Origin of the sequence: Paenibacillus cucumis (ex Kampfer et al. 2016) (assembly GCF_019748695.1) — a bacterium.
In the GTDB taxonomy this organism is placed as follows: domain Bacteria; phylum Bacillota; class Bacilli; order Paenibacillales; family Paenibacillaceae; genus Paenibacillus; species Paenibacillus polysaccharolyticus.
The window spans coordinates 17,856-42,715 of record NZ_JACLIC010000050.1 but is presented as its reverse complement, the minus strand read 5'-3'; the positions used below and the strand labels follow the sequence as shown (position 1 = coordinate 42,715).

Sequence of the window (24,860 nt, the reverse complement as noted above, 5' to 3'; positions counted from 1 at the left end):
GCATGCCGCCAGCGTTCGTCCTGAGCCAGGATCAAACTCTCCAATAAAGATGAATTTCGTCAGCGTCGTTAAACGCTGTGAAACTCATCGGGGTATTGAAAAGAGCGATAAGCTCATTTTGAATCTGACGATTCATTGTGAATCAAAAGTTACTATCCATTTGTTCAGTTTTCAAGGAACTTGTTCACCTTATCTTGCGACAACTTACGTCAACCAGACAGGAAATTTATCATATCATGTTAACTGAGTTTCTGTCAACAATCTTTTTCGTCAATCTTCAAAGCTACTCGACTACCTTCTGTTTGAAGCGACAAGAAATAATATATCACGCTGTCATGCTTTTAGCAAGTACTTTATTCAACTTCTATCATATTGAAAATAAGATCGATCTTAAAGCCTGGAGAGAGCGATCGAAATGAAGCGAGTTTTAGCTTTGCTTAGCCAAACAAGAGAGGTGATAGCTCGGAAAAGATCAAATTTGAAGTAAGTGATCCAAAAACTTTATAATAAGGTATCTTTAAATAAAAGGGAGTACTCCAAGGTTGTTAACATTTCCAACTGAGCAGTAGCACGCTCACATTTACACGTGCCCTTCCTACAACTTATCTGAGATCCGCTTCTGGATTTTTGAATATTGATTTATTACGATTTTGCTTTAGCCTAAGATTTTGATTTCTAGATTAAATCCATGACGTGAGGTGAAAACACTTGAAACAGTGGTTAAAAATGATGCGTAAAGGTTACGGCAAAAAGCTCGTTTCTATTCATGCCTGGAATGCCTGGATCGTTGTGATACTTGCTATTACTGGTCTCATATTAATTGGTGGCTTCTGGCGTGAAACTCTGGGTATCGGACGTGTTTGGTTAAAATGGTTACATATCGCCGTGGGCATCGCCATGCTTTTGCCTGTCGTGTATTACTTATTTTTGGCCAGCAAACATTGGAAGCAACTTCGCAATAAACCATGGCAAAAAGCAAATACCATCATCGTTTTTGCACTTCTGATCGGATGGCTATTATCCGGCATCGTTTTATGGCAGTTCAAGCTGGTCGGCCCACGATGGTCCAATGTCGCGCTTCTGATTCACGATTTGCTCACATGGGTTGGTTTACCTTACATCATCTACCACTCCATCACACGTACACGTTGGTTAAAAGACCCTGCACGTCGTACGATCCAAACGAATGAACCATCGACACAGAAGACAAGTGTAAATAATCCTGCCGATTCCAACGCTAACAAAGAGGAATTGGACACACGCAACACACCAGCAGCCACTTCTATTCTCGATGCAGACAAAGACTCTGGTAGAAATAACGTCCCAAACATGGAGAAACCGCAACCGATATATACCCGTCGAGCCTTCATCCGTTCTGCTGTGGGCATAGGACTCGCCGTTACTCTTGGACCTACATTTGTATCATGGGTAGGTAAAAACCTCAAGTTTGATAACAGCATAGACAGCATGCTTGAGACTGACCCCAATCGGATGGTTCCACTTCCGCAACCTTTATCTTCTTCATCTCCTCCAATTGGCGGGGGCGCCGAGGGACATTTTCGTGTATATACGGTAACACCCATTCCATCATTCTCTAATGCAAACTGGTCATTTCGGGTAGATGGTCTTGTAGAACGTGCCCAGATCTGGAATTGGGAACAGTTCGTCAAGCTTGCACGCACCGTGCAAGTCAGTGATTTCCACTGCGTTACCGGCTGGTCCGTGTACAAGAATACATGGGAAGGCATTCCTCTGAAGCATTTTTTGGAGAACGCCGGTATAAAGCCCGGCGCGCACAGCGTCAAATTTTATTCCGGAGACGGGGTATATACCGATGCGATCACACTAGAGCAGGCACAAATGGATGATATTATGATTGCGGTCATGCATGATGGCAAACCTATCCCTGCGGATCTTGGTGGACCTGTACGACTCGTTATTCCGCAGATGTACGCCTACAAATCGGTCAAGTGGTTGAACCGTATTGAAGTCATCGACAGCGAGCATATCGGGTATTGGGAAGAACGGGGATACGACAAAGATGCATGGTTATCCGGTGCTTCTCAGCGTTTTCCTAACATAACGGGTTCATAACAGATCTCCAGCGTATACAAAAGAAGCCTCCTGACACGACATTTGCGTGTTTTTGGAGGCCTCTTTCTTTACAAGCTACTTGTATCACGTACCTAATTAATGCCTATGACACGTGCTGACGCAAAACTGTAGATATTAACGTTCTACGGATTCAGCAGGCGTACCAGTTCGTCCTCATCTTCGATGGTCGGAATACCGAGATCACGAGCCTTCGTTAATTTGCTGCCTGCCTTCTCTCCAGCTATGACAAGATCTGTTTTTTTCGATACACTCCCCGTGACCTTCGCACCAAGCGCTTCAAGTCTCTGCGTTGCTTCTTCACGTGTCAATTGATGCAGTGTTCCTGTAAGCACGACCGTTTTACCACTAAAGAAAGAATCCTCCACCACAACCGCTGGCGCTTCTGGTGCCTGTGCTTTCACACCCAAATTCAGCATTTTCTCAATAGCAGCCTGTGTGAACGGATCGGCAAAGAAATTCACGATGCTCTCCGCAACAATCCCACCTACATCGGGGAGTTCAACCAGTTCCTCTACGGTAGCATTCATGATGGCATGCAGATCACGGTAATGATCGGCGAGCATACGCGTGGTGGATTTTCCAGTGTTGGGGATACCCAAGGAATACAGGAACGAAGCCAGGTCCCGGTCTTTACTCTGCTCGAGCGCAGCAAGAAGGTTATTCGCTTTCTTTTCGCCAAATCGCTCCAGCTTCACGAGATCATCGAACTGCAATGTATATAGATCAGCTGGTTCACGCACATTCAATTCATCATATAGCTGAATCGCTGTTTTCTCACTGAAGGTCTCAATGTCCATGGCATCTCTGGAGGCAAAATGAGAGATCCGAGCAACCGTCTGCGGTTTGCATGCCAGCTTGTTATTACAGAACAAGTGCGCTCCGCGTTGCTCTAACGGGAATCCACATGCCGGGCATTGCTCTGGATAGATGATCTCTTCTCCGTCATTCTCCTCAGTCACTTTGCCGAGAATCTCAGGAATAACATCATTGGAACGACGAATAAAGACACGTGAACCCAGCGCAAATTTCAGATTTTTACGTTCAATATCACCCACATTGTTCAGGGTGCAGTTCTGCACGGTCACTCCAGCGAGTTCAACGGCTTCTACCCGCGCCAGCGGCGTCACTTTACCCGTCCTACCAACATTCCACACGACTTCGTTCAGTACGGTTGTTGTCTCTTCCGCTTCGAACTTATAGGCAACTGCCCAGCGCGGGAACTTATCCGTGTAGCCTAACACTTCACGAGTTCGCATGTCCGTGAGCTTAATGACCGCTCCATCAATCAGGTAATCCAGTTGCCCCCGATTTTCCTGAATTGCTTCGAGTTGCTCCATAACGTCATCAAATTCTTGGAAATAGGTGAGTGAAGGATTAACTTTAAAACGGTTCTCACGCAAGAAGTCCATCATTTCCTGATGGTTGGCAAACTGGATATCATCCGAGTATCCAATGTTATAAAAATAAGCATTCAACCGACGCTCAGCTGTCGTTTTCGGATTCAGGTTACGCAGCGCTCCTGCGGCTGCATTCCGTGCATTTTTGAGCGGCTCGGCAGCCGTTTCATTATATCGGTTCAGTACAGAAAGGTTCATAATGCCCTCGCCCTGCACTTCAATCGTACCTCCGGTATACGGAATTTTAAGCGGAACAGATTTGATGGTTTTCACTTGTGCCAAAATACCTTCGCCCACCGTTCCGTTTCCGCGCGTAGAAGCCTGCACCAACTCACCGTTGGTATAGGTCAGGTTCAAGGTCAGTCCATCAAACTTCAGCTCAATGACATAACCCGGTTCAGGCAACGGATTATTCGGGTTTTTGCTGTTATAGTCATTCACCAGCTTTAATACACGTGTATTCCAATTGCGAAGCTGTTCAATGTTCTGCGCTTTGTCCAAACTCCATAATGGGGATAAATGACGATGCGGGGTGAATCCCTTGAGCAGTTCGCCCCCTACACGTTGTGTGGGAGAATCCGGCAACACCATACCGCTCTCCTGCTCCAGCGTAACCAGTTCATCGTATAGAAGGTCATACTCCTTATCACTGATCTGCGGCTGATCCATCGTGTAGTACTGATAGTTGTGCTGGTTCAGCTCGGTAACGAGTTGCTCCATCCGGTGCATCGGGTCCATATTGGGCCATCCCTCCGTATATTTAATATATGTAGAACGAACATGCCTATTGTAATCGAGAGACATGGCAGAATCGATGTTCATGTCAGTCCAGTATCATACAATAGGCCGTTTATTCTTATTCCACTTTGGTAATCGGGGCAAATCCAGCGAGTAGACGTTTCACGCCGACTGGAGCCGGGAATGCAATCTGCAGTTCGGTATCATTACCACTGCCTTTGACTGCAACGATGGTACCTGTCCCCCATTTGCCGTGTTGCACTTTGTCGCCTGCCTTAAATCCTGCCGCACTTTCGGATGAGGCCGATTTTGAAGCCGATGTTGGTGCCGCAAAGGTTGGACGAGATGTACTCGTAGTTACCCGGGACGTTGGCCCAGATGAAGCTGTTGCGGATGAACCACTTCGGCTTTGTTGCTCAAACAGCTTGGACGCACTTGCAGCGCCGCCGAAATTGCTTCCACCACTGGAGCCTAAACCACGTCCTCCATATGAACCTCCGCCTGTGCTGGTTCCTCGGCGGTAACGGTCGCGTGCAATGGAAGTATCCTCCTTCAGCTCATCCGGGATTTCATCCAGGAAACGGGATGGCGGATTGGCCGTTGTACGCCCAAACAAGGTCCGCATCTGCGCACACGAGAGGAATAACTGTTCCTCAGCCCGTGTAATCCCTACGTAAGCCAGACGACGTTCCTCCTCCAGCTCTTCATTATCCATAAAAGCCCGGCTGTGAGGGAAGACCCCTTCCTCCATACCTACGATAAAGACAACAGGGAACTCCAGACCTTTGGCACTGTGCATCGTCATCAACGTGACCGCATCGCTCTGATCCTCTTCGTCATCGTTCATGCTGTCGATGTCTGCAATGAGTGCCAGATCGGTGAGAAACGAAACAAGCGTTTTGTCTTCATTATTTTTCTCAAACTCCATCGTTACCGACAGGAACTCTTCAATATTCTCCAGTCTTGCGCGAGATTCAATGGTGTTTTCCTTCTGCATCTCGTCACGATACTGGCTCATCTCCAGAATCTTCTCGGTCAGTTCAGTCACGGACAGATATTCAACCATCTGGTGAAGAGCTGCGATCATATCATAGAACTCCACCAGTGCATTACGCGTGCGACCAGCGAAACCGAGATCATCAACCACTTGCAGTACACGGAAAATGGAAACCCCGCGTTCTCCAGCCGCTGCAGCCAGCTTAGCTACTGTCGTATCTCCGATGCTGCGCTTCGGCACATTAATAATCCGGGTCAAACTGATATCATCATCCGGGTTGGACAACAGACGCAGATAAGCCAAAATGTCCTTGATCTCTTTCCGATCATAGAACTTGATGCCGCCGACAATCTGATACGGAATATCAGACTTGATCAAAATTTCCTCGATAACCCGGGACTGAGCATTGGTACGATACAGAATCGCATGTTGCTGATAGGATTTGCCGTTCTTCACATTTTTACTAATCTCGGAGGTTACAAAATACCCCTCATCATGCTCGGAATCGGCACGATACACCTTGATCTTTGATCCGCCTTCTTTGTCCGTCCACAGCTTCTTCGGCTTGCGGCCCGTATTCAGGCCGATGACTTCATTCGCTGCATTCAGGATGTTGGAAGTAGAACGATAATTCTGCTCGAGCAGGATCGTCTGTGCTTCCGGGTAATCTTTTTCAAAGTTAAGGATGTTGGTAATATCCGCCCCACGCCAGCGATAGATCGACTGGTCACTATCCCCTACGACGCAAATACGGTGGTGGCTGTCAGCCAGCATGCGGCACAACATGTACTGTGCACGGTTCGTATCCTGATACTCATCGACGTGAATGTATTGGAATTTCTTTTGGTAAAAATCGAGCACTTCCGGCACTTCTTTGAACAGTTGAATGGTTGCCATGATCAGATCGTCGAAGTCGAGTGAGTTGTTGGCTCTGAGACGTTTCTGGTACATCGTATATACCTTGGCTACAATGCCTTCAAAATAGTCGCCCGCCTGTTTCTCGTATTGTTCTGGACTGATCAGTTCATTTTTGGCCGTGCTCATCATCGCCTGAACAGCTTTGGGTTCGAACTTTTTCGTATCGATGTTCTGATCTTTCATACAGCTACGAATAACGGATAACTGGTCGGATGAGTCCAAAATACTAAAGTTGGATGTAAAACCGATCCGTTCAATGTCACGGCGCAAGATGCGCACACACATGGAGTGAAACGTGGATACCCAAATATCGCGGCCCTGAGATCCGCCTACCAGTTGGGATACCCGATCCTGCATCTCCCGAGCAGCTTTATTCGTAAACGTAATCGCCAAAATGCCCCACGGAGGTGCTTTCCGTGTTGCGATCAGATAGGCAATCCGGTGTGTCAGCACCCGGGTTTTGCCCGAGCCCGCGCCAGCCATAATAAGCAATGGCCCATCCGTTGCCTCAACAGCTTGCCGCTGAGGAGTGTTCAGCCGTGCTACGGCGTCATGTATATTTACAGGTTGCATGCATGCATGCTCCTTTCATTAGTTGGTCGTATAAGGATGCTTTGGGTTACACTTGTTACTCCGAGTGCAGTAGCATCTTCCGATCGCTGTTTAATCCTCGATTTAAATTCTATACAACTTGAACAAAGTAGTTTACACCGGCCAATCCAATGACAGAACAACCTTCCAATCGCTGTTATCCCCAGAATTTTTTTAATTCCATTTTGTAAGGGGAAAATCCGATGATAAAGGCGATCGCTACGCTTTTCCAGGTTTTTTCTGTCCTCTCCGTTCAAGTGTAAATAAACAGATCAACTTATCTAGAGGGATAAATTCGATGATAAATACGAACACTTCGTTTCTTCAGATCGCTTTTGTACTCTCCGTTCATGTGTAAACATAGTCGCCTTATACTTTGTGGGTAGGTAAGAGATTTAGAAAATCTGAAAGCAATATTACTTAAATGAAATGAAATCAATAAAGGGACAAAGATCTATTTTAACAGATTCTAAAGGGGATGTGGGGCAATGGTAAACTAAACCGGTCAGGTGTTACTTTGCTCGCCTTTCACAGCTTGTACCGTTTCCAATGCTTGGTTCAAATGGCTGTACACAATATTCCCAACAACAATGGTATCCGCAACTTGGGCAGCTTGTCCTGCTTTCTCTGCTGTATCGATTCCACCGCCATAAATGAGATGCGATCGCTCCAATTGTCTATGTGTCTCGCCAACCAGCTCCATATCCCCGAAAGTTCCGCTGTACTCCATATATATAATGGGCAGGTTCAGTAACCGTTCTCCAGCTTGAGCGTAAGCAACCGCAGCCTCTGTCGTCAGTTCCGTATCTGCTCCGGTTAACCTCGCCACAGTCGAGTCCGCATGAAGCACAATATACCCCTCGGTAATCAGCAAATCCCAAGGAATCAAATAGCCATAACGCTCGATAGCCTGCTGGTGCTGTCCAATAATCCATCTGCTGTCCGTTGTGTTCAGCACCATCGGGATCAGATACCCGTCAAACCCAGGCACAACCGCTTCCAGATCGGATACTTCCAACACACAGGGCAGTTCATAGCGACGCACCCGGGACATCAGATCTACCGTATTATCATACGTAATACCTGATGATCCACCCACGATAATCGCATCCGTTCCAGACATGCATACCTGATCCAATGCCTCATCGGTAATTTCCCTGTCGGGGTCCAGCTTAAATACGTGTCTCCACTGCCTAATCATGTCTATCAACGAACATTCCTCCAGAGGTTCTTCTGCATCCTAAAAAGCTTGTAAACTAAGTCTAAGTCAGCAGACAGTAGGTGTCAATGTTCGTATAAAAGGCGAACAGAAAAAAACACAGACTTTTTTGCTGTTTCCATCCCTAAAAAGTCTATGTCTTAAAATTTGATTCTCTTACAAATGTTTTTTAGCATATATTGAGTCTCTTCTGGGTCTTGAATGATTTAAGGTTTCCAAGCAAACCTTGTATTCATATCTTCCATTTCCTGCTCTGTCAGGACATCGGAGTACACCCCATACACACCCCATTTTTCATAATTGGCCGCCTGCTGGGTATCATTAATGGTATGCACATAGGTGACTGCCCCAGCCTTCTTCAGCTTAGCGACAAAGTTCTGATTTACTTTATATTCCGGCATCGTTACAGCATCAATATCGTTATTTTGCACAAAATCAACAACTTGGCTCTCTGTATCTTGTGTAGCGTATAACGTGTAGATAATGGACGGGAAGTTGTAAACCTCCTTTACTTTTTCAAGCATAGGTTCATTATAAATCTGTACCACGACTCGGCTTAGAGCTGACGAATCATGTTTCTTCGCTGCATTGACCAATGATCGAAGCACTTGCTGAATATCCTCGTCCTTCTGCTCTTTGGTATCCGTTACAATATACATATCCGGGTACTTGGATAACACTTTCATAATTCCATCGGCATCCATTGGCTGGTACATGCCAAGAATCGGTGTGTTCATGAATTCATCGTGTGTAAGTGCCCCGGCCTGTTTATGCTCTGGCAACTCTTCATCCTGTCCCAGCATTTTGCTCATATTAGCCGTCCACTCATGTCTGGCTACAGCTACGCGATCCGAAGTGAGCATGAAGTCTATTTCGAATACCCGTGTACCTTTTTCATAATTGGCAATCATCGCTTCATACGCGTTGGTGTAAGCTTGTTCCCGAATACTGCCCATCGCATGGGCGATTAATCGATAGTTTGCAAATCCATCACGTTGCTCCTCACTTTGACTGTCATGTGCCCAAAAGAGTGTACCCACAGTAACGAGCAACAGTATCAAAACGGCGGCAATACGTTTCATATCATTTACACATCCTTTGCAGACGTATTAGTCAAAGTAGTTTACAAGTATCACAAATTAATTATTGCTGTTCACTTACTATTAACGACGGTACATGTTGTGTAACATTACTTTTTGGTAACTAACTACCCGAATAAAGCAGGAGCAAAACAAAAAAGCCGCCCAAAGGCGACTTTCAATGGTGTGAGAAAAGGATCAGATAAGGGAAGCCAGAGAGATCATTCAATTCATCTGTCTCTATCCGTTACCCCTTCTCGTATCTACATGAAAACTCAATATGCATTTTTCAAACCATTGCGAATGGTTTCCCATATAATTTTAATATCAAATAATAAAGACCAGTTTTCAATATAAAAAATATCCTGTTCAATCCGATCCTCAATAGAGGTATCTCCTCGTAATCCCTTACTCTGAGCTAATCCCGTAATGCCTGGGCGAACATGATGTTTAATCATATACTTAGGAATTTCATCCCGAAACTGATTGACATAGTACGGTCGCTCCGGTCTCGGACCCACCACGCTCATATGTCCTAACAACACATTGAAAAATTGAGGCAACTCATCTAAACTCGTTCGCCTTATAAACGTTCCAAAGGCGGTACGACGTGGATCATTTTGAGTTGACCATCCTGTATCTTCCAAACCTTCAGGCATCGCCTTCATAGAACGGAACTTATACATCATGAAATTACGTCTGTTAAGTCCAACACGCTCCTGTTTAAAGATAACCGGCCCTGCCGAGGTCAAACGCACCCCCAACGCTACAATGAGCATAATAGGAGATGTGAAGATGATTGCCGCGAGCGAAAACACAATATCAAACGCACGTTTCATAAGACGATTAATGGTAATATCGAGTGGAATGTCACGCACATTAATCATCGGCATACCTGCAAAGTTATCAAAGTGAGGGCGTGCCGGTAGATAATCAAAGAAATCCGGAATAATCAGTGTGCGCACTCCAGCCTTCTCACACACATTGATAATATGCGAATATTTATCATGTGCATCCAACGGCAAAGCCAGAATAACCTCATCTACATAGTGGGTTGACAAAAATTCCTCCAGCTCGTCGATTTTCCCGAGAATAGGGCTGTATCTCTTTTGTTCAACTTGATCCCAATGCCGGTAATCATCCAGAAAGCCCGTAACTTCATATCCAAGTTCAGGATAACTTTTGAGATTGTCATAAAAACGTTTCCCAAGTGAACCCGCCCCTAGAATCAGCACAAACTGGCGGTTGAAGCCTTTTTTGCGGAAATGTTTTAATTGTAACTTCACCATGTAACGATAAATCAATGTGAAGGACACATTACCGATCATATACATTGCGAGATATGCACGTGAGATATTTATTTCTTTGAAAAAGAACATTAGGCTTAGCAGCATGAAGAAGGCTATGCCATGAGATTGGATAATCTTCCAAAGTTCATCGACAAAGCGCTTTTTGCGTTTAGGTACATAAAGTGAAGATAACAGACCTGCTACTATAGCAAGGACTGCGTATACTAGGCTCCACATCAAATATTTTTCGATCGGTAGCGGATTCTGATTTGTTAACAGATCACTCTCGAATTTCAACCACCATGCCAGCAAAAATGAAAGTTGAATAACAACAAAGTCCGATGCGATATACAATTGAGTTAAAAACCGTTGATTACGCCGAATCATGATTTCACCTCGGATGATACTTCGTTTTCCGTTCTCGTCGGTGTAACAGTTCTCTTCGAACGAGAAGGCAGAGATACCCAGTTACGCAGGAGGGATAACGTAAACTTTAAAGATATGCCCATCCATACGGCTCCGTTCATCAGTGGATTATGTTTCTTAGCGTAGTGCTTGCGGTGGAACACCCACATTGCTCTATGAAACTCATACGTAATTTTCAAAGGTTTGCGACGGGCACTACCACCCTTATAATGAACAATATATGTACGCGGATAGTAATAAATGCCCCACCCTGCCTCTTTGATACGATAACACCAGTCGATATCTTCACCATACATAAAAAATGTCTCGTCCAATCCACCAATCTGCTCAATGGTCTCACGACGTACCAACATAAATGCACCAACCAGACAATCTACTGGATATTCATCGTCTGGACTAAGATGCCCCAATTGATATTGATTAAACTTCGGCCGATCTGGGAAAAGCCGTGAAAGCCCAAACGCGTAGTAGAATGACGCAGATGGTGTGGGAAATCCTCTTTTGCAGGCTTTATCCAGTGAGCCGTCAGGAAGAATGACTTTACAACCGGAGGCCCCCATTTCGGGATGGCGATCCATAAAATAGACCATCGTATGGAGCGTATCTGGCTGAACGACTGTGTCAGAATTTAGGAGCAGAATGTAGCGTCCGCCGGCAATGTCCATTCCTTGATTATTGGCTACGGCAAAGCCGGTGTTGGCAGAGTTCGCGATCATCCGCACATTCGGATAAGCATGTTGAATAGCCCCAACCGAATCATCCCGTGAAGCATTATCTACGACAATAACCTCATTTTGGTAAGAGGTCTGGGACGCATAAACTGATGCCAAACAATCCAGTGTCAGTTGACGTGTATTGTAGTTAACGATGATGATGCTAACGTCAACCTTATCATTTTTATTTATATGTGATACTTCGCTTAGTGAAGCATCGGTTGCATGAATCATTTTGAAAACTCCTGACTTCGTCTCATGTTTAACTATTGAAAGTATAGCATATGTTGGCATCAGAAGGGACTAAAAGTAGATTCAAGATACAACTTCAAACCTTCCTCATTACATATATGAGTTTGAGAACAAGGTTATCCAGCGAGGCTTGACGGTAGAATGGCATATTCAGGACATACTTTATCCGATTGATAAAGCTATCTTCTAATCCATCCAAAAAATTTTTAATGTCTTTTGATTGAGTTGAAGTTAGATACCGTCCATATTTTTCATCAAATAACCTTGCTTGCTCACTTAATTTGAGGCTTCCTACATTTATAAATCGAACAAATCTCCTTTTCCATTTTGTACTCCATCCTTCATTGCTACCTCCCATAACGTTCTCCTGATGCTGCCGATACAGAATGGAAGGCTCTTCATCAAAGATCACCTCTCCAAAAGTACTAACGTAAAGGTAAATCCAACGATCATGCATAAGGATACTTGTGAGATCAGAGGGTAAATTAGCTATGAGATGCTCAAATGCTACTAGATTCAGAACCATAGTGCATCCTACACAGCAGTTTTCAACCAACGCGTTATACATACTGAGGGGTTTAGGGGGAAGCTTAGGCCATATGTTCAAATGGTTCAATTCCTGATCTACCATTTGAGTAGAAGAACAATACATCAGCGGAATATCAGATGACCTTGATTGAAGTTGTTCCACAGCCCTGCTGAGTTTGTAAGGCTGCCACACATCGTCCTGATCACACAAGGCGTAAAAATCATATTTCGGCTGCGTTAAACGCATCAGTTCAAAGAAGCTTCCAACCACACCTACATTCTCACCTTCAAAAATATGGATTCCGATCTCCTGGGGAATAGATTCAGCAAATTTACGGATTTTCAGGAGAGTTCCATCGGAAGAGCCATCATCCCGGATGTAAATATCCATCTCGATGTGGCGTTGTGCAATCAAACTTTCAAGTTGTTCCTCAATATACTTTGCACCGTTATATGTAGAAAGCATGACACATACTTTAGATTGGTTCACTCTGCACCTCAAATTTAAACTTTTCTTTTTATTATATACGAAAACTCCCGCCCGGAAATACAAGAGCGAGAGTTCATTATTGAGTACTAGATTTGTTTTGGTTATGACATAGAACGGATAAAATCACGTAAACCTTCCCGCCACGGGCGTAGATCCGTTAAACCGTTAGTACGAATCGACAAGTGATCCATTACTGAATTAAGAGGTCTAGGAGCTGGCCTTGGATACTGCTCTGTTGTGCAAGGTTCCAATTCAGCTTGAATAGAAACTCCGACAACAGTTTGAGCTTCCTCAAATATAGCTTGGGTAAACTCATACCAGGTACAATGTCCACAGTTAGAAGCATGATATATCCCATACATCTCTGTTCCCATTAGTTCAATAAGGAACAAAGCCAAGTCCACAGTATATGTGGGCGAACCTTTTTGATCATGAACAACCTGAAGTTTCGGTTTCTCCTGACCCAGCTTCAACATGGTTTTGACGAAATTATTACCGTGAAGGCCATACACCCAAGATGTTCGTACAACAAACCATTTAGAGCACAATGATTGTACCATCCACTCTCCGGCTCGTTTGGATTTGCCATATACGCTTCGAGGATTCGTATCATCGTATTCCTGATAAGGAGTCGTCGATTGACCATCGAAGACGTAATCTGTACCGATGTAAATCAGCTTGGCTCCGACTTTCTCTGCAGCTACAGCCACGTTACGTGTGCCTACTGCATTCACCTTATATGCACCATCCGTATCGGTCTCTGCTGCATCCACCGCAGTGTACGCTGCACAATGTATAATGACCTCTGGATGATATGAAGATATCACCTCGTTACATTGAGCTTGATTGGTGATATCCATCTGGTCCCGATCACAAGCGAGAATGTCATGCCCCTCTTTTTCTAAAAGAAGCACTACATCCCGTCCAAGCTGGCCACTTGCACCTGTTACGAGAACCTTCATGCCTTATCGTCTCCTAAACGAGCTCCGTACTGCTTCTCATAGTACTCCTGATAGGCACCAGATTGAATACGAGTCCACCAATCCTTTTTATCCAAATACCACTGAATTGTTTCCTTAATTCCTGTCTCGAAGTTATGCTTAGGCTTCCAGCCAAGTTCGGTCATCGTTTTAGTTGGGTCGATACCATAACGCCGGTCATGTCCCAGACGATCCTGTACATATTGGATTAGAGACTCAGGTTTTCCTAGCTGCTCCAAGATAGTCTTCACAATGTGTATGTTCGTCCGCTCGTTGTTACCGCCAATATTATAGACTTCACCATTACATCCCTTGTGAATAACAAGATCAATCGCACTGCAATGATCCTCTACATATAGCCAATCCCGAATGTTCAAGCCATCTCCGTATACAGGCAGAGCTTCATCGTTCAGCGCACGTGAGATCATAAGCGGAATGAGCTTCTCCGGGAACTGAAGCGGGCCATAATTGTTAGAGCAACGCGTAATGTTTACAGGCAAACCAAAGGTTTCGTGGTAAGCACGCACCAGCATATCTCCTCCTGCTTTGGAGGCAGAGTAAGGACTGTTAGGTTGAAGAGGCGTCTCCTCTGTAAACAAACCGGTTGGACCTAAAGATCCATAAACCTCATCCGTCGATACTTGAACGAATTTGGTGATACTGTGTTTTTTAGCCGCTTCAAGCAGTGCCTGGGTTCCATTTACATTCGTACGCACAAAAACATCCGGTTCCAGTATGCTGCGATCTACGTGTGATTCTGCTGCAAAGTTAACCACTACATCTACACCCTGGCCAATCAAACGATCCATCTGGGCAGCATCCGTAATATCTGCTTTGATAAAGTTATGTCGCTTGTTACCTTCAAGAGATTTTAAATTTTCCAAATTCCCCGCATAGGTAAGTGCATCTACATTGACGATTTCATAGTCCGGGTACTGCTCAAGCATATACATAACAAAATTACTTCCAATAAATCCGGCGCCGCCGGTAACGAGCAGTTTCATGGGATACCTCCTTTAGAGATTAGAAAAAACGAACATCTCATAAAGTCGTTCATCCTATTACATATTCAATTGAACTGCACTTGGTGCTATTCACTCAGGATATCCGAATATAAAAAACACCCTCAAAAAATAGAAGAGGGTGCGAGAAAAGCAAATTTCCTATATGAGAAGAACCGTACTTGTAGAAAATATTAACTAAAGCCTACGTTATAGAAAATCTGATGGTAAGTTACATTATTGTCCATTCCATATTGTTGGATTTATTCAACCCCAATAATTTACATCATAGAGCCGTTATTAAGGAAAAAAACAAGTAGATTTATCATCTTTGCTGATAGGTCCCGTCCAATATAGCTCCCCACCATTTTGGATTTTCTTGATACCATTTTACCGTTTCTTTTATTCCTGTTTCAAATCTATGCTTAGGTTCCCAACCTAATTCGTTTTTAATTTTAGTTGCATCAATAGCATAACGTCTATCATGTCCAAGCCGATCTTCAACATAGTTAATTAGAGAATCAGGCTTATCTACTAATTGCAAAATATGCCTTACAATATTAATATTCGTATACTCATTGTTCCCACCAATATTATAGATCTCACCAATAACCCCTTTATGGATCACGAGGTCGATTGCGCTACAATGATCCTCAACGTAGAGCCAATCTCTTACGTTAAGGCCGTCTCCATAAACTGGCAAGGACTTGTTGTTCATGGCACGGATAATCATCAATGGAATAAGCTTCTCCGGAAACTGATACGGCCCATAATTATTTGAACATCTGGTAATGTTAACAGGGAGCCCATAAGTTTCATAATATGCTCTCACAAGCAGATCAGCTCCTGCTTTACTAGAGGAATATGGACTATTAGGAACCAAGGGCGTTGTTTCACTGAATAACCCTGTTTCTCCTAAAGAACCGTACACCTCGTCTGTAGACACTTGGACATATTTCGAAACACTGTATTTCCTCGATAATTCTAACAATGTTTGAGTACCAACTATATTCGTCATAACAAAAACATTCGGATCCGCTATACTCCGGTCCACATGAGACTCAGCTGCAAAATTTACGATTACATCTATTCCTTCTTGGAATAATGGTTCAATTGAGTCTTGGTCAAGAATACTAGCACAGACAAATTTATAGTTTGAGTATCCTTCAGCATTGACCAGATTTTCTCGATTTCCTGCATAGGTCAAAGAATCAACATTTATAATATTGTAATCGGGATAATGTTGCAACATATAGTTAATAAAATTACTTCCTATAAATCCTGCCCCACCAGTAACTAAAAGATTCATTCGTTATCCTCCTATTGAGAAGTATAGAAGTCCAAAGAGAAGAAAGGATTCCTATTACTCCCTTTCTTGAACTCATAGACTTTGACAGGAATTTCTAATCCGGAACCAAATATTCTTATATAATATGATTCTGACTCATCAAATATGATATCTCGAGTCGGTAAATAGACTGGGAGTTGAGCATTTATATTGTTTAGCATGATTGAACTATTCTCAATAATTGTCCCATTACTATTTAAAATCTCGATGCCAATATGTCCTTTACAGTTACTGAAATCGACAGATAAGGCAATATAAACTCCTTTCAGAACTCCGCGGGTATTAAAAATTTTGTAGTGGATAAAGGGAGTATCCTGAAGATTCTCGCTTAATTCTAGATTGTATCCTTTTTTCTTAAACCCGAAAATAACGGAATCATCCTTCAGATCTGAAAATTCCTTCCCGACGAGATCCCAATAGTCCGTTTTTGTAATCCTTTTTTTAAGTTTACCTAACTTCGAGCGGTGAAAGGCCTCCTTCTCATTCGCCAAATTAATAACTGCAGACTTAAGATCTTCATAGTCTTTCAAACTATTATGCAGATCAGTAATCATATCTCTAGCCTGTTGAATTTCTTCGTCTTTCGAGTTCTTTATGCCATTTGATTTTTCTTGCTCTATGCGTAACTTCTGAATGGTCGCATTTGTTTTCTCGTATTCAGCCTCAATCTGCTCGTTTAAACGTTGAGAATCCTTTATCAGTCCTACATTCATTTCTTTTAATTCGCCGTTCATTTCTTTCAAGATTGATATTTCTTTGGATAAACGCTCATGTTCTTCCTTTTGTTTTCTAATAGTCATATAAGGGGGCTCATAATATTCCATTTTTTGAACCATTTCGGTAAACTCCTCGTCAGTAGTTTCCTCCTTAATTGATATAAGGTGGTACATAACCTGCTCGCAGACATCTATTTTTGATTTTCTTGCAGCCAGTTTCTGTTCATCAGATAAATCCCAATACTCTGGAAAGTAATCAAAATGCATCTTGATGCATCTTAAGTCTATAATCGCAGCACTATGATCGCTTCTGCTTAGGCCCCAGTAGGGACCTTGCGGATGTACCCATTCTTCTTTTGGAATAAAACTTTCAGGATAATCCGTCCAAAATCGAGGGGTATGTTCGTTGAAAACTTGAAGATGATAAGGATTGGCATAATTTAATTTTTGTTCACTGTACGGAACGACAATGCAAACTTGTGCTCCATGCCTACAGATTCTATAAATTTCATTCATAGTAAACATTAGATCCTGCACATGTTCAAGGGAATGGGAAGCATAAACCAAATCCACCGAATTATCTTCAAACGGCAAGCGTTTGTTTAAATCCGCAGCAATATCGACCCCAGGCAATAAAAAACGATCTACACCAATAAATCCTTTTCTTTTCGCAGTTCCGCAACCTAGATCAATTCTAACTGCCTTTTGCGGAATCATTAAGGTGTTTCTATAGATAGCTATCCTTTCATCTAATAAGTTTACTTCTTCTCTGGAATCTTTCTTTCTCCAAAATAACTCCAAAAAAGAACTAGAACATATCGAGTTTAAATAGTCTAAGCCATCATTATCAGGTATCAATATCCTAGCATTTTTCCTTAATTCATTAACTTTCTTATTGTTCAACAAGCTCCCAAAATCATTTTCTGGAAATTCACCTATAATATCGTTTGGTAACGGCGAGCGCCTATAAGTAGTAACTAAGCCGTTTATCAGAACAAAAAGAGAATTTGTTTCAAGAGCGAATTCCCCAAGTCCGTTTCTAGATTTAAGTTGTTTGTTATTTTCAAGTTCAACTTCTTCATACCCCAAATTTGTAAGGATTTTTTCATAATAATCTTTTTTTTGTTCAAATGAATAATCGAAGAAGGTTGGAGTTTTCAAATACGTAATGATTTTGGGCGGCGCGAAACAACTTTCTATTTTTTTTATATATTCTTCACATTTTAGAAGGTCTGTTTCTTCGTTATACCAAAACTCAATTATTTTGATAGTAGGCCAACGTTTAATTTCTTCAACTAATATGTTAATTAAATCCGATGGGATATACTCTACTTCATTGCTATCATTTTTAAATGACAGTTGAATCCCAATCACTTCAGGAAAAATATCCATTTTTTTCTCCTTATGCTTGTATTCTACAGCATATAATTCCAGACCTTCTAAATTTGCTTAAGATCCTATTCATTTTAGTTTTCTGCACATCTTCGTAGATACTAATCTCATCGTTTGAAATCAAAGTCAAAAGAAATGATATTTTCTTGTTTGCAAGATTTTTAATTGAACTAAACGTAAAAGGAACCCATGAGTTATCTTTAACGTCTTCCAATCGAACACTACTTTCTCGAATCGAAATACCATTATAACAAATTTTTAAAACTAACTCCCCTGCAACGGGCTTTGAATGAGTTCCTATAAAAAATTCAATTTTATCCATATTTTCTATAGGAGATATTAGTTCGTACGTTTTAAATGATTTAATCTTGACTGGCATTTGAGGACTACCAACCATTAACGGTTCAACAACTTGTACTAGAACATCGGTGTTCTCACCACTCAATTCTAAGGGACTACCTAAAGTTAGATTAAACATTTCAATCATCGTAACAAAGGGGATCTTTAGGTCAAACCCCTTTTCGCTGTTCAAACTATGCTTTACAATCTCTATAAAAGTTGTAGCTACTCTTTCTTCCGAATACTTTTCTCTGACAAATTCATAAGCGTTCATTCCTATTATCTCTAATTTATCAATATTATCTAGTGCCCATTCCATCTGTTCAGCAAATGATAAAGGGTTAACTGATTTGGAGAATATCCCATTTTCCATATCCATAATAATATCAACGTGTCCGCCTACTTTAGAAGCAATAACAGGCCTTCCATGAGCCATTGCTTCTATTAGAGTCATTCCAAATGATTCTACTAAAGAAGCCGTTATTAATGCATGTGAATTATAATATATACTAGAAACATCCGATACCCTTGGGTTAAATGTTACGATTTCATCCAGATTCTTTTCCACTACAAGATTCTTAAAATATAATTCATCTGGTCCGTCACCATAAAGATTAAGAACAAAAGATCTGCCACGTTGTTTTAGTATAGATGCCGCCTCAATTAAGAGGTCAATTCCTTTAATAGAATTCCAGGTATTCAGACATGAAAAAACGAAGGAGTCCTTCGCGGGAAATGGAGTAAAAGAACTTGGAACTTCAGTAAAATTGGGTATAACAGTTATATCACTTCTATAAAATTCATAATGCTCCTTGACCCAGTTTGAAGGACAAATTATTTTAGAAGCTCCACCAATTAGAACATGATCACAAGTTAATTTAAATTGAGACTCATTTCCCAGTGTCATACTATCTATAATTCCATGTATCCATAAAACGCTTGGTATTTTAAGTTCATTAGATGCAAGGATACCTGGCAAATTCGTTAAAGTGTTGATAACAACACATTCTATTCCTAAATTCAAAAAATATTGTTTTAATTCTTCCTTACTTACATTCACATTCTTCCAATGTTCTGTTAGCTCACTTAAATTATCCTTAACGAATAAATACCAAGGAAGTGTATTATCTAATTTAATATAGTTTAATCCCATTAGTTCACATTGCTTTTCTAAGGGACCATTGCCATGTGCAAAAATAAACACTTCGACATTTTCTGAGCATTTTGATAAATAATTAGCCATATTTAAAAGCATTCTTTCTGCGCCAGCCAAAGCAGAAGTGTGGGAAATTAATGCAAGTCTCATAACATCTTTTTCTCCTTAAGGATCGATAAAATGGCCTGATCAAACTCTTCATAACGAACCTCTGTTTCATAATAACTTTCGACAAAGGACAGGGCATTATGATAAATTTTTGATCTTTGATTTTCATTATTAGCTAAATTATTTATGGTGTTGTACCATGTCAAGGGATCATCTAATTCTTCTTCTGATATTAGAACCCCTGTTTTATTATGAATTACTACATCCGAATATGGGGCAATATCCGAATAAATGCCTACGGCCCCGGCAGCTGTTATTTCTAAAAATTTATTAGGGCATTTACTTTTCGAAGACATAGTGTTGTCCAAAGGCGCCAACAATATATCTGGATTTAATGCAGCAATTTTCCCAGCATATTTATGATAATTAGTAAAACTCAAGAACTTTAGGCGGGTAGATCCTTCAAAACTTCTAAGTGTTTTTGGCACCTCTACTCCAAAAACAAGAATATCCCAATCAGCATTCTCATTTACAAAACGTTTCAATCCCTCAAAGGCTGCTTCACCAAAACGAGGAGAACCAGAATACCCAATTAATTTTCGACTTTGATTTCTCTGTTGTATTTCAATGAACTGTTTCAAATTCACATTAATATCCAATCGGATTATATTATTTGAGTAAGGAGCGATATAGCTTTCAAGAACTTGGGAATATAAAATAACAGCATCGCATCGCTTAAGACTTTCAATAAAAATATCATACGATGGTTTCCCTGGTGAAAAAACACTTTTATAAATAGGCCAGTCTTCTCCTACCGTGAACCAATTGTCATCAATCATATAAATCGTTGGAATGTTATGTTTTTCGCAATAAGCAATAATTTTTAATACATTTGGATGCTTTCCTCTTGAAATAATAACTAAATCGGAATTAGCGATATCATTTTCATTGACTAAGAAATCGAATACTAGCTTCCATGAATAATTTTGCTTACCTTTGTCGGTTTCCAGATAATTCAGAAAGCAAAGTTGATTATGAGTAGGCTCCCAGTATCCACCGGTAATTGTTACTTTTATTGTATCTTCATTTTTTATGTTCCTTGATTTCAATACCGATCGGTGTATCTCATCTTTGGAAAAGGAAAGCGATATATTTTTATTATATGGAAAATTATAAATATCCCATTTTTTTTCAATAGATTTATTCATAGTATACTTAAAATCGTTAACTCGACTTAATTCAAGAAATATATCCCATTCGAAATACTTCTGTAAATAAGGCTCTTCACTAAATCCATTAGTATTTATTAATGAATCTCTTCTAAAGATAGCCCCATCAAGGGAAATGAGATTACGACATTGTAACCAACCATAATTAATAGTTGAGATAAAGCTATTATCAATCCCCTCTTTAACACTCTGATAAAGAAAGGTCAAATCATTATCCTCAAAATGAGTTAAAGACTCCACTAATGATGTTAATGGGAATTTGACACCTGGCCAAAGAAAAGTTACTAATTCCCCTCTCGCTTTAGACAAACCTATATTAAAAAGAATTGCAAGATGATCACATGTATGTTCTTTAGTAATTAATTGTGTGTTTTTTTGATACTCAAGGGATTGAATAAATGGAATCGTCTTAAAAAACAATCCATCACACACTATAATTAATTCCATATCTTCTGGAAGAATTTTAAATTGGTTCAATGTTTCTACAAGCGACAAATGAATTTGAGAGTACTCCCCTGTTAATCCTACTACAATAGAACATGTTAATTTATTTTTAGTCACCTTGGCACACCCCTTATTGCTGCTTCATATAATTTAAATAAAGCTTGGAAATTTCCCTAGGCTCCCCGATCATTTTCACTCTTCCTTTTTCCATCCATATACACTTGTTGCAAAAATCATGCATCGAATCCATAGAATGGGTTACGAAGACCATTATTTTAACTGATTCCATTAAAGCGGATAGTCTCTTTTCTGCTTTTTTTAAAAAAGAAGCATCCCCCGCTGCTATAACTTCGTCCAGCAATAAAATATCCGGTTGTATGGCAGTAGAAATTGAAAATGCCAATCTAATAAACATACCCGAAGAATAATATTTTACAGGTACGTCTAGATACTCTCCAAGTCCGCTGAATTCCGCAATCTCCTTGGTTTTTTCTTTTATACTTGATGGCGTTTCACCTAACATTAAACCCCTTAGATAAATGTTATCCCATCCCGATGCTTCCATTTCAAATCCCGTTGCAAGTTCAAATAAACAAGCAATTCTACCATCCGTCACCACTCTACCAGATGTCGGAGGATAGATACCCGCAATAAGTTTTAAAAGGGAACTCTTTCCTGCTCCATTATGGCCTATCACACCCAATCTATCTCCATCTTTGAGAGTTATATCCATATTTTTCAATGCGTGGATGGAACCAGCTTCCAGCAAAGGAGAAGAGTTTTTCTTTTTAAATATAATATCTTTGATTTTCAAATCTCTTCTTAACTGATATTTTAAATCTACCTGTTGTAGCTCGATTAAGCTCATTGTTACCATCCTTTGTTTTAAATTCTAAATGTAATGGTTCTTCCGATTTTGCTGATAAGAACAATGCTTATCAACCACAATGATACGATTATTATGGGTGCTACAATCCAGGAATTGATGTAGACAGGATCTCCCAATAAAGGTTTTCTAATGATATCCATAATGTAGTAGAAAGGGTTCCATTCGTAAATCCATCTATAATTAGGCTTATTTAACAATTCAGTCGGGAACATGATGGGCGTTGCATAAAACATTCCCTGAAGAACGAGTGATTGCAGCGGAGCATAATCTCTAAAATAAGTATTTATTACAGCCGATAGGGTAGATAGTGCAATTCCCAACATCAACATCAATAGGAGCGATATAAAAACCGGTATCATATCCAAACCATATTTATCCGGTTTCAAGAAGATATACACTACCGAAAAAGCCAACAAACTATAGATCAAATTTACAAACGCCACTAGAGCCACTCTTATCGGGAATATTTCAATGGGTGTCTGAGTTTGCTTGATGTAGCCTTCAGCAGAGATAAATGATGCTGTACCTCCATCCGCACACTGAACGATAAAAAGCCATGGCATCAACCCTGAAAAAAGATAGGGCAAAAAGTCCTCAATAGGTTGATTTAAAATTGTAGAATACACGGTACCTATAATTGCAACCAGTCCGAGTGGTGTCAATAATGTCCATCCCACGCCAAGTATTGAATTTCTATAGCGATTTCGAAGATCTTGTTTAACCAAGTTCCTAAGGATATATCGCGACTTATATACGTGCTTAAAATATTTCATAGTTATCTCTTCCTTCTCATTTAAAATGCAGAAGACTCACTTCTTTTTGATCTTTATTATTACTTTTTTTAAAATGTAGTAAGGTGCCTTCATTCCCATTGAGCTGAAAACATTTCCCAGCTTGCTTCGAATTAATTCTTGCTTGCCTACTGATATTTTTACATGCCGATAATTACATGAAGGAGCTTTATAACTGGTAATAAACTCCATTTTTTTTCTTAAATCATTAGCGATATATGACTTATTAAATTCCTGTTCTAGCTCATACCTAGCTTTTCTTTGAATTTCATTTCTCAGGACCGTATTCTCAATAAGAGAAATTAATGCCGTTTCCCATCCTTCAGTTGTGTTCTCGGTCAAAATGCCGTTTATACCACTCTTAACAATTTGTTTATAAGGCTGTACATCGGAGTATATACCAGCAGCACAGATTGCACCGTACTCAAGATACTTATTGAAATATTTGCATGAGTGAAAGTCACTTGAAGGTAACGGAGCTAAAGCAATATCCCATTGTATGCTCCTCATTTTTTCGATATATCGATCATAATTTGACATATAAGAGATATGGGTGTAGCTCAAATTTCCTAAATCAGGTTTTGCCCCCATAATTTCAAGTTGAACTTTATCTTTATATTTATCTTTAATTCTTTTTAAAGGCTCACTAAGGAGTTGTTCTAGATTCTTTTTGTGATCAGTACCGCCACTAAACCCAATTTTAATAGGTTTAGTGTCCACTTGATGGCACGTTCCAGGAATAACCTGATCAATTAACAAAGCAGGCGCATTTATTACAAAAGCGCCTTTTTGTACGTATTGTTCATATTTTTCCTTAAGCAGAATATTATTAGTTAATAAGTAGTCACATTCATTCATAATAGAAATAATATTTTTTTTAATTAATCCACTATTAAAATATTCTGTACTTTCAGCATATTGGGGAATATTCAGCAGATCATCATCTGTGTAATAAATCAACATTTTACCAAGTCTCTTACATTCTTTAACAATTTCTAACTCATAGGAATCTGCAGAGCGGATACTTATAATGATATCCGCCTCCGCTATAATCTCCTTTGTAAGCTGCCCTGTCAAATAAAAATCGGACAAGATAAGTCCTTGGTTTTGCAGTTCTTTCATTAATTCGACAATACCTACCTTTGCCGATGGAATATCGCCAAGACAAAAAGAGACTACTCTAGTTAAACTCATTTAAATTCTCCTTAAACAAGGACATTCTAATAATGTCCTTACCTTCACTAATAAAACGGTCAGTTTCTATGAAGCCTACTTTAATATAAACGTTTTTAGCTGACGAATTGTTATTTAGGACTTCTAGGCAAATCTCGTTGAGATTCAATTCTTTGAACCCAAACTCGCATATCATTCTAGTGACGATAATACCCAGCCCTTTCCCTCGGGCAAAAGATTCTCCGATTAGTAACCGGCCAAATTCCGCTTTTCCCTGCAACTTATTAATGTTATATAGCCCTGCCATACCTACTCTTCCAGGAGATTCGACACCAAAATTCACAATAAACATAATATCATCAGCTTTAGCCAAATAACTATAAAACCATAGTTTTTGCTGTTCAGCATGAATATATGAACTTGTCAAAAAAGCAGGCTGATTTAGGGGATCATTCCTCCATCCTCTCATCACTTCGATGTCACTTTCACATATCGGAGTTAGAGTAACTTCCCCCAAAGAGAACATGTAATTGTGATCCACA

At 40.6% G+C, this 24,860-nt stretch carries 19 protein-coding genes; 2 read left to right on the top strand and 17 right to left on the bottom strand.

Annotated elements, in window-relative coordinates:
- Together H7T88_RS26735 and H7T88_RS26730 are read left to right on the top strand one after the other, a co-directional pair.
- Nucleotides 1-247 (top strand): hypothetical protein (locus H7T88_RS26735; protein WP_221791380.1); only part of this gene is annotated, 247 nt, incomplete at its 5' end.
- A 461-nt stretch (nucleotides 248-708) separates the two neighbouring features.
- Nucleotides 709-2,094 carry a molybdopterin-dependent oxidoreductase gene (locus H7T88_RS26730; protein WP_221791379.1) on the top strand — a complete coding sequence of 462 codons (1,386 nt, stop codon included), beginning with the start codon at nucleotides 709-711 and terminating at the stop codon, nucleotides 2,092-2,094.
- 143 nt (nucleotides 2,095-2,237) lie between these two features.
- Here the strand turns inward: H7T88_RS26730 and ligA are convergent, their stop codons facing one another.
- From ligA to H7T88_RS26645, 17 genes are all read right to left on the bottom strand, one after another.
- Complete coding sequence (ligA, locus tag H7T88_RS26725) at nucleotides 2,238-4,250, bottom strand: NAD-dependent DNA ligase LigA (protein ID WP_221791387.1); 2,013 nt, start codon at nucleotides 4,248-4,250, stop codon at nucleotides 2,238-2,240.
- Between the two features lie 118 nt (nucleotides 4,251-4,368).
- The gene (gene pcrA / locus H7T88_RS26720; protein WP_123065418.1) at nucleotides 4,369-6,738 is read right to left on the bottom strand and encodes a DNA helicase PcrA; all 2,370 of its coding nucleotides are present in this window, start codon (nucleotides 6,736-6,738) and stop codon (nucleotides 4,369-4,371) included.
- Nucleotides 6,739-7,261: 523 nt separating this feature from the next.
- Nucleotides 7,262-7,966 (bottom strand): heptaprenylglyceryl phosphate synthase, encoded by a 705-nt coding sequence (pcrB, locus tag H7T88_RS26715; RefSeq protein WP_221791377.1) that lies wholly within the window; start codon nucleotides 7,964-7,966, stop codon nucleotides 7,262-7,264.
- Between the two features lie 215 nt (nucleotides 7,967-8,181).
- Complete coding sequence (locus H7T88_RS26710; protein WP_221791375.1) at nucleotides 8,182-9,057, bottom strand: phosphatidylinositol-specific phospholipase C/glycerophosphodiester phosphodiesterase family protein; 876 nt, start codon at nucleotides 9,055-9,057, stop codon at nucleotides 8,182-8,184.
- Nucleotides 9,058-9,329: 272 nt separating this feature from the next.
- Complete coding sequence (locus H7T88_RS26705; RefSeq protein ID WP_221791374.1) at nucleotides 9,330-10,730, bottom strand: undecaprenyl-phosphate glucose phosphotransferase; 1,401 nt, start codon at nucleotides 10,728-10,730, stop codon at nucleotides 9,330-9,332.
- Nucleotides 10,727-11,716: a glycosyltransferase family 2 protein gene (locus H7T88_RS26700; protein ID WP_221791371.1), complete on the bottom strand. Its 990-nt coding sequence runs from the start codon at nucleotides 11,714-11,716 to the stop codon at nucleotides 10,727-10,729. The genes H7T88_RS26705 and H7T88_RS26700 overlap by 4 nt, the downstream gene beginning before the upstream one ends.
- Before the next feature lie 94 nt (nucleotides 11,717-11,810).
- Nucleotides 11,811-12,752, bottom strand: coding sequence for a glycosyltransferase family 2 protein (locus H7T88_RS26695; protein WP_221791370.1), 942 nt, complete (start codon nucleotides 12,750-12,752; stop codon nucleotides 11,811-11,813).
- Nucleotides 12,753-12,853: 101 nt separating this feature from the next.
- Nucleotides 12,854-13,714 carry a dTDP-4-dehydrorhamnose reductase gene (gene rfbD / locus H7T88_RS26690; RefSeq protein WP_221791368.1) on the bottom strand — a complete coding sequence of 287 codons (861 nt, stop codon included), beginning with the start codon at nucleotides 13,712-13,714 and terminating at the stop codon, nucleotides 12,854-12,856.
- Nucleotides 13,711-14,736 carry a dTDP-glucose 4,6-dehydratase gene (rfbB, locus tag H7T88_RS26685; protein WP_221791366.1) on the bottom strand — a complete coding sequence of 342 codons (1,026 nt, stop codon included), beginning with the start codon at nucleotides 14,734-14,736 and terminating at the stop codon, nucleotides 13,711-13,713. The genes rfbD and rfbB (H7T88_RS26685) overlap by 4 nt, the downstream gene beginning before the upstream one ends.
- 322 nt (nucleotides 14,737-15,058) lie before the next feature.
- The gene (rfbB, locus tag H7T88_RS26680) at nucleotides 15,059-16,042 is read right to left on the bottom strand and encodes a dTDP-glucose 4,6-dehydratase (protein WP_221791364.1); all 984 of its coding nucleotides are present in this window, start codon (nucleotides 16,040-16,042) and stop codon (nucleotides 15,059-15,061) included.
- An 11-nt stretch (nucleotides 16,043-16,053) separates the two neighbouring features.
- The gene (locus tag H7T88_RS26675; protein ID WP_221791362.1) at nucleotides 16,054-18,189 is read right to left on the bottom strand and encodes a class I SAM-dependent methyltransferase; all 2,136 of its coding nucleotides are present in this window, start codon (nucleotides 18,187-18,189) and stop codon (nucleotides 16,054-16,056) included.
- Between the two features lie 10 nt (nucleotides 18,190-18,199).
- Complete coding sequence (locus H7T88_RS26670) at nucleotides 18,200-19,834, bottom strand: glycosyltransferase family 4 protein (RefSeq protein ID WP_221791360.1); 1,635 nt, start codon at nucleotides 19,832-19,834, stop codon at nucleotides 18,200-18,202.
- Nucleotides 19,831-21,582, bottom strand: coding sequence for a glycosyltransferase family protein (locus H7T88_RS29080; protein WP_221791358.1), 1,752 nt, complete (start codon nucleotides 21,580-21,582; stop codon nucleotides 19,831-19,833). Before H7T88_RS29080 ends, H7T88_RS26670 begins: the two co-directional genes overlap by 4 nt.
- 13 nt (nucleotides 21,583-21,595) lie before the next feature.
- Nucleotides 21,596-22,333: an ABC transporter ATP-binding protein gene (locus H7T88_RS26660; protein WP_221791356.1), complete on the bottom strand. Its 738-nt coding sequence runs from the start codon at nucleotides 22,331-22,333 to the stop codon at nucleotides 21,596-21,598.
- Between the two features lie 17 nt (nucleotides 22,334-22,350).
- Nucleotides 22,351-23,127, bottom strand: a complete 777-nt coding sequence (locus H7T88_RS26655) for an ABC transporter permease (RefSeq protein WP_221791354.1) — start codon at nucleotides 23,125-23,127, stop codon at nucleotides 22,351-22,353.
- Nucleotides 23,128-23,163: 36 nt separating this feature from the next.
- The gene (locus H7T88_RS26650; RefSeq protein ID WP_221791353.1) at nucleotides 23,164-24,339 is read right to left on the bottom strand and encodes a glycosyltransferase family protein; all 1,176 of its coding nucleotides are present in this window, start codon (nucleotides 24,337-24,339) and stop codon (nucleotides 23,164-23,166) included.
- Nucleotides 24,326-24,859: a GNAT family N-acetyltransferase gene (locus H7T88_RS26645; protein WP_221791351.1), complete on the bottom strand. Its 534-nt coding sequence runs from the start codon at nucleotides 24,857-24,859 to the stop codon at nucleotides 24,326-24,328. The genes H7T88_RS26650 and H7T88_RS26645 overlap by 14 nt, the downstream gene beginning before the upstream one ends.
- Between the last annotated feature and the right edge of the window lies 1 nt (nucleotide 24,860).

What these genes read in the sequence shown, in the direction of transcription:
- ligA (WP_221791387.1), bottom strand. Translation starts at nt 4,250, where the DNA reads ATGGACCCGATGCACCGGATGGAGCAACTCGTTACCGAGCTGAACCAG.
- pcrA (WP_123065418.1), bottom strand. Translation starts at nt 6,738, where the DNA reads ATGCAACCTGTAAATATACATGACGCCGTAGCACGGCTGAACACTCCT.
- H7T88_RS26710 (WP_221791375.1), bottom strand. Translation starts at nt 9,057, where the DNA reads ATGAAACGTATTGCCGCCGTTTTGATACTGTTGCTCGTTACTGTGGGT.
- H7T88_RS26705 (WP_221791374.1), bottom strand. Translation starts at nt 10,730, where the DNA reads ATGATTCGGCGTAATCAACGGTTTTTAACTCAATTGTATATCGCATCG.
- H7T88_RS26700 (WP_221791371.1), bottom strand. Translation starts at nt 11,716, where the DNA reads ATGATTCATGCAACCGATGCTTCACTAAGCGAAGTATCACATATAAAT.
- rfbD (WP_221791368.1), bottom strand. Translation starts at nt 13,714, where the DNA reads ATGAAGGTTCTCGTAACAGGTGCAAGTGGCCAGCTTGGACGGGATGTA.
- rfbB (WP_221791366.1), bottom strand. Translation starts at nt 14,736, where the DNA reads ATGAAACTGCTCGTTACCGGCGGCGCCGGATTTATTGGAAGTAATTTT.
- rfbB (WP_221791364.1), bottom strand. Translation starts at nt 16,042, where the DNA reads ATGAATCTTTTAGTTACTGGTGGGGCAGGATTTATAGGAAGTAATTTT.
- H7T88_RS26675 (WP_221791362.1), bottom strand. Translation starts at nt 18,189, where the DNA reads ATGGATATTTTTCCTGAAGTGATTGGGATTCAACTGTCATTTAAAAAT.
- H7T88_RS26670 (WP_221791360.1), bottom strand. Translation starts at nt 19,834, where the DNA reads ATGAGACTTGCATTAATTTCCCACACTTCTGCTTTGGCTGGCGCAGAA.
- H7T88_RS26660 (WP_221791356.1), bottom strand. Translation starts at nt 22,333, where the DNA reads ATGAGCTTAATCGAGCTACAACAGGTAGATTTAAAATATCAGTTAAGA.
- H7T88_RS26655 (WP_221791354.1), bottom strand. Translation starts at nt 23,127, where the DNA reads ATGAAATATTTTAAGCACGTATATAAGTCGCGATATATCCTTAGGAAC.
- H7T88_RS26650 (WP_221791353.1), bottom strand. Translation starts at nt 24,339, where the DNA reads ATGAGTTTAACTAGAGTAGTCTCTTTTTGTCTTGGCGATATTCCATCG.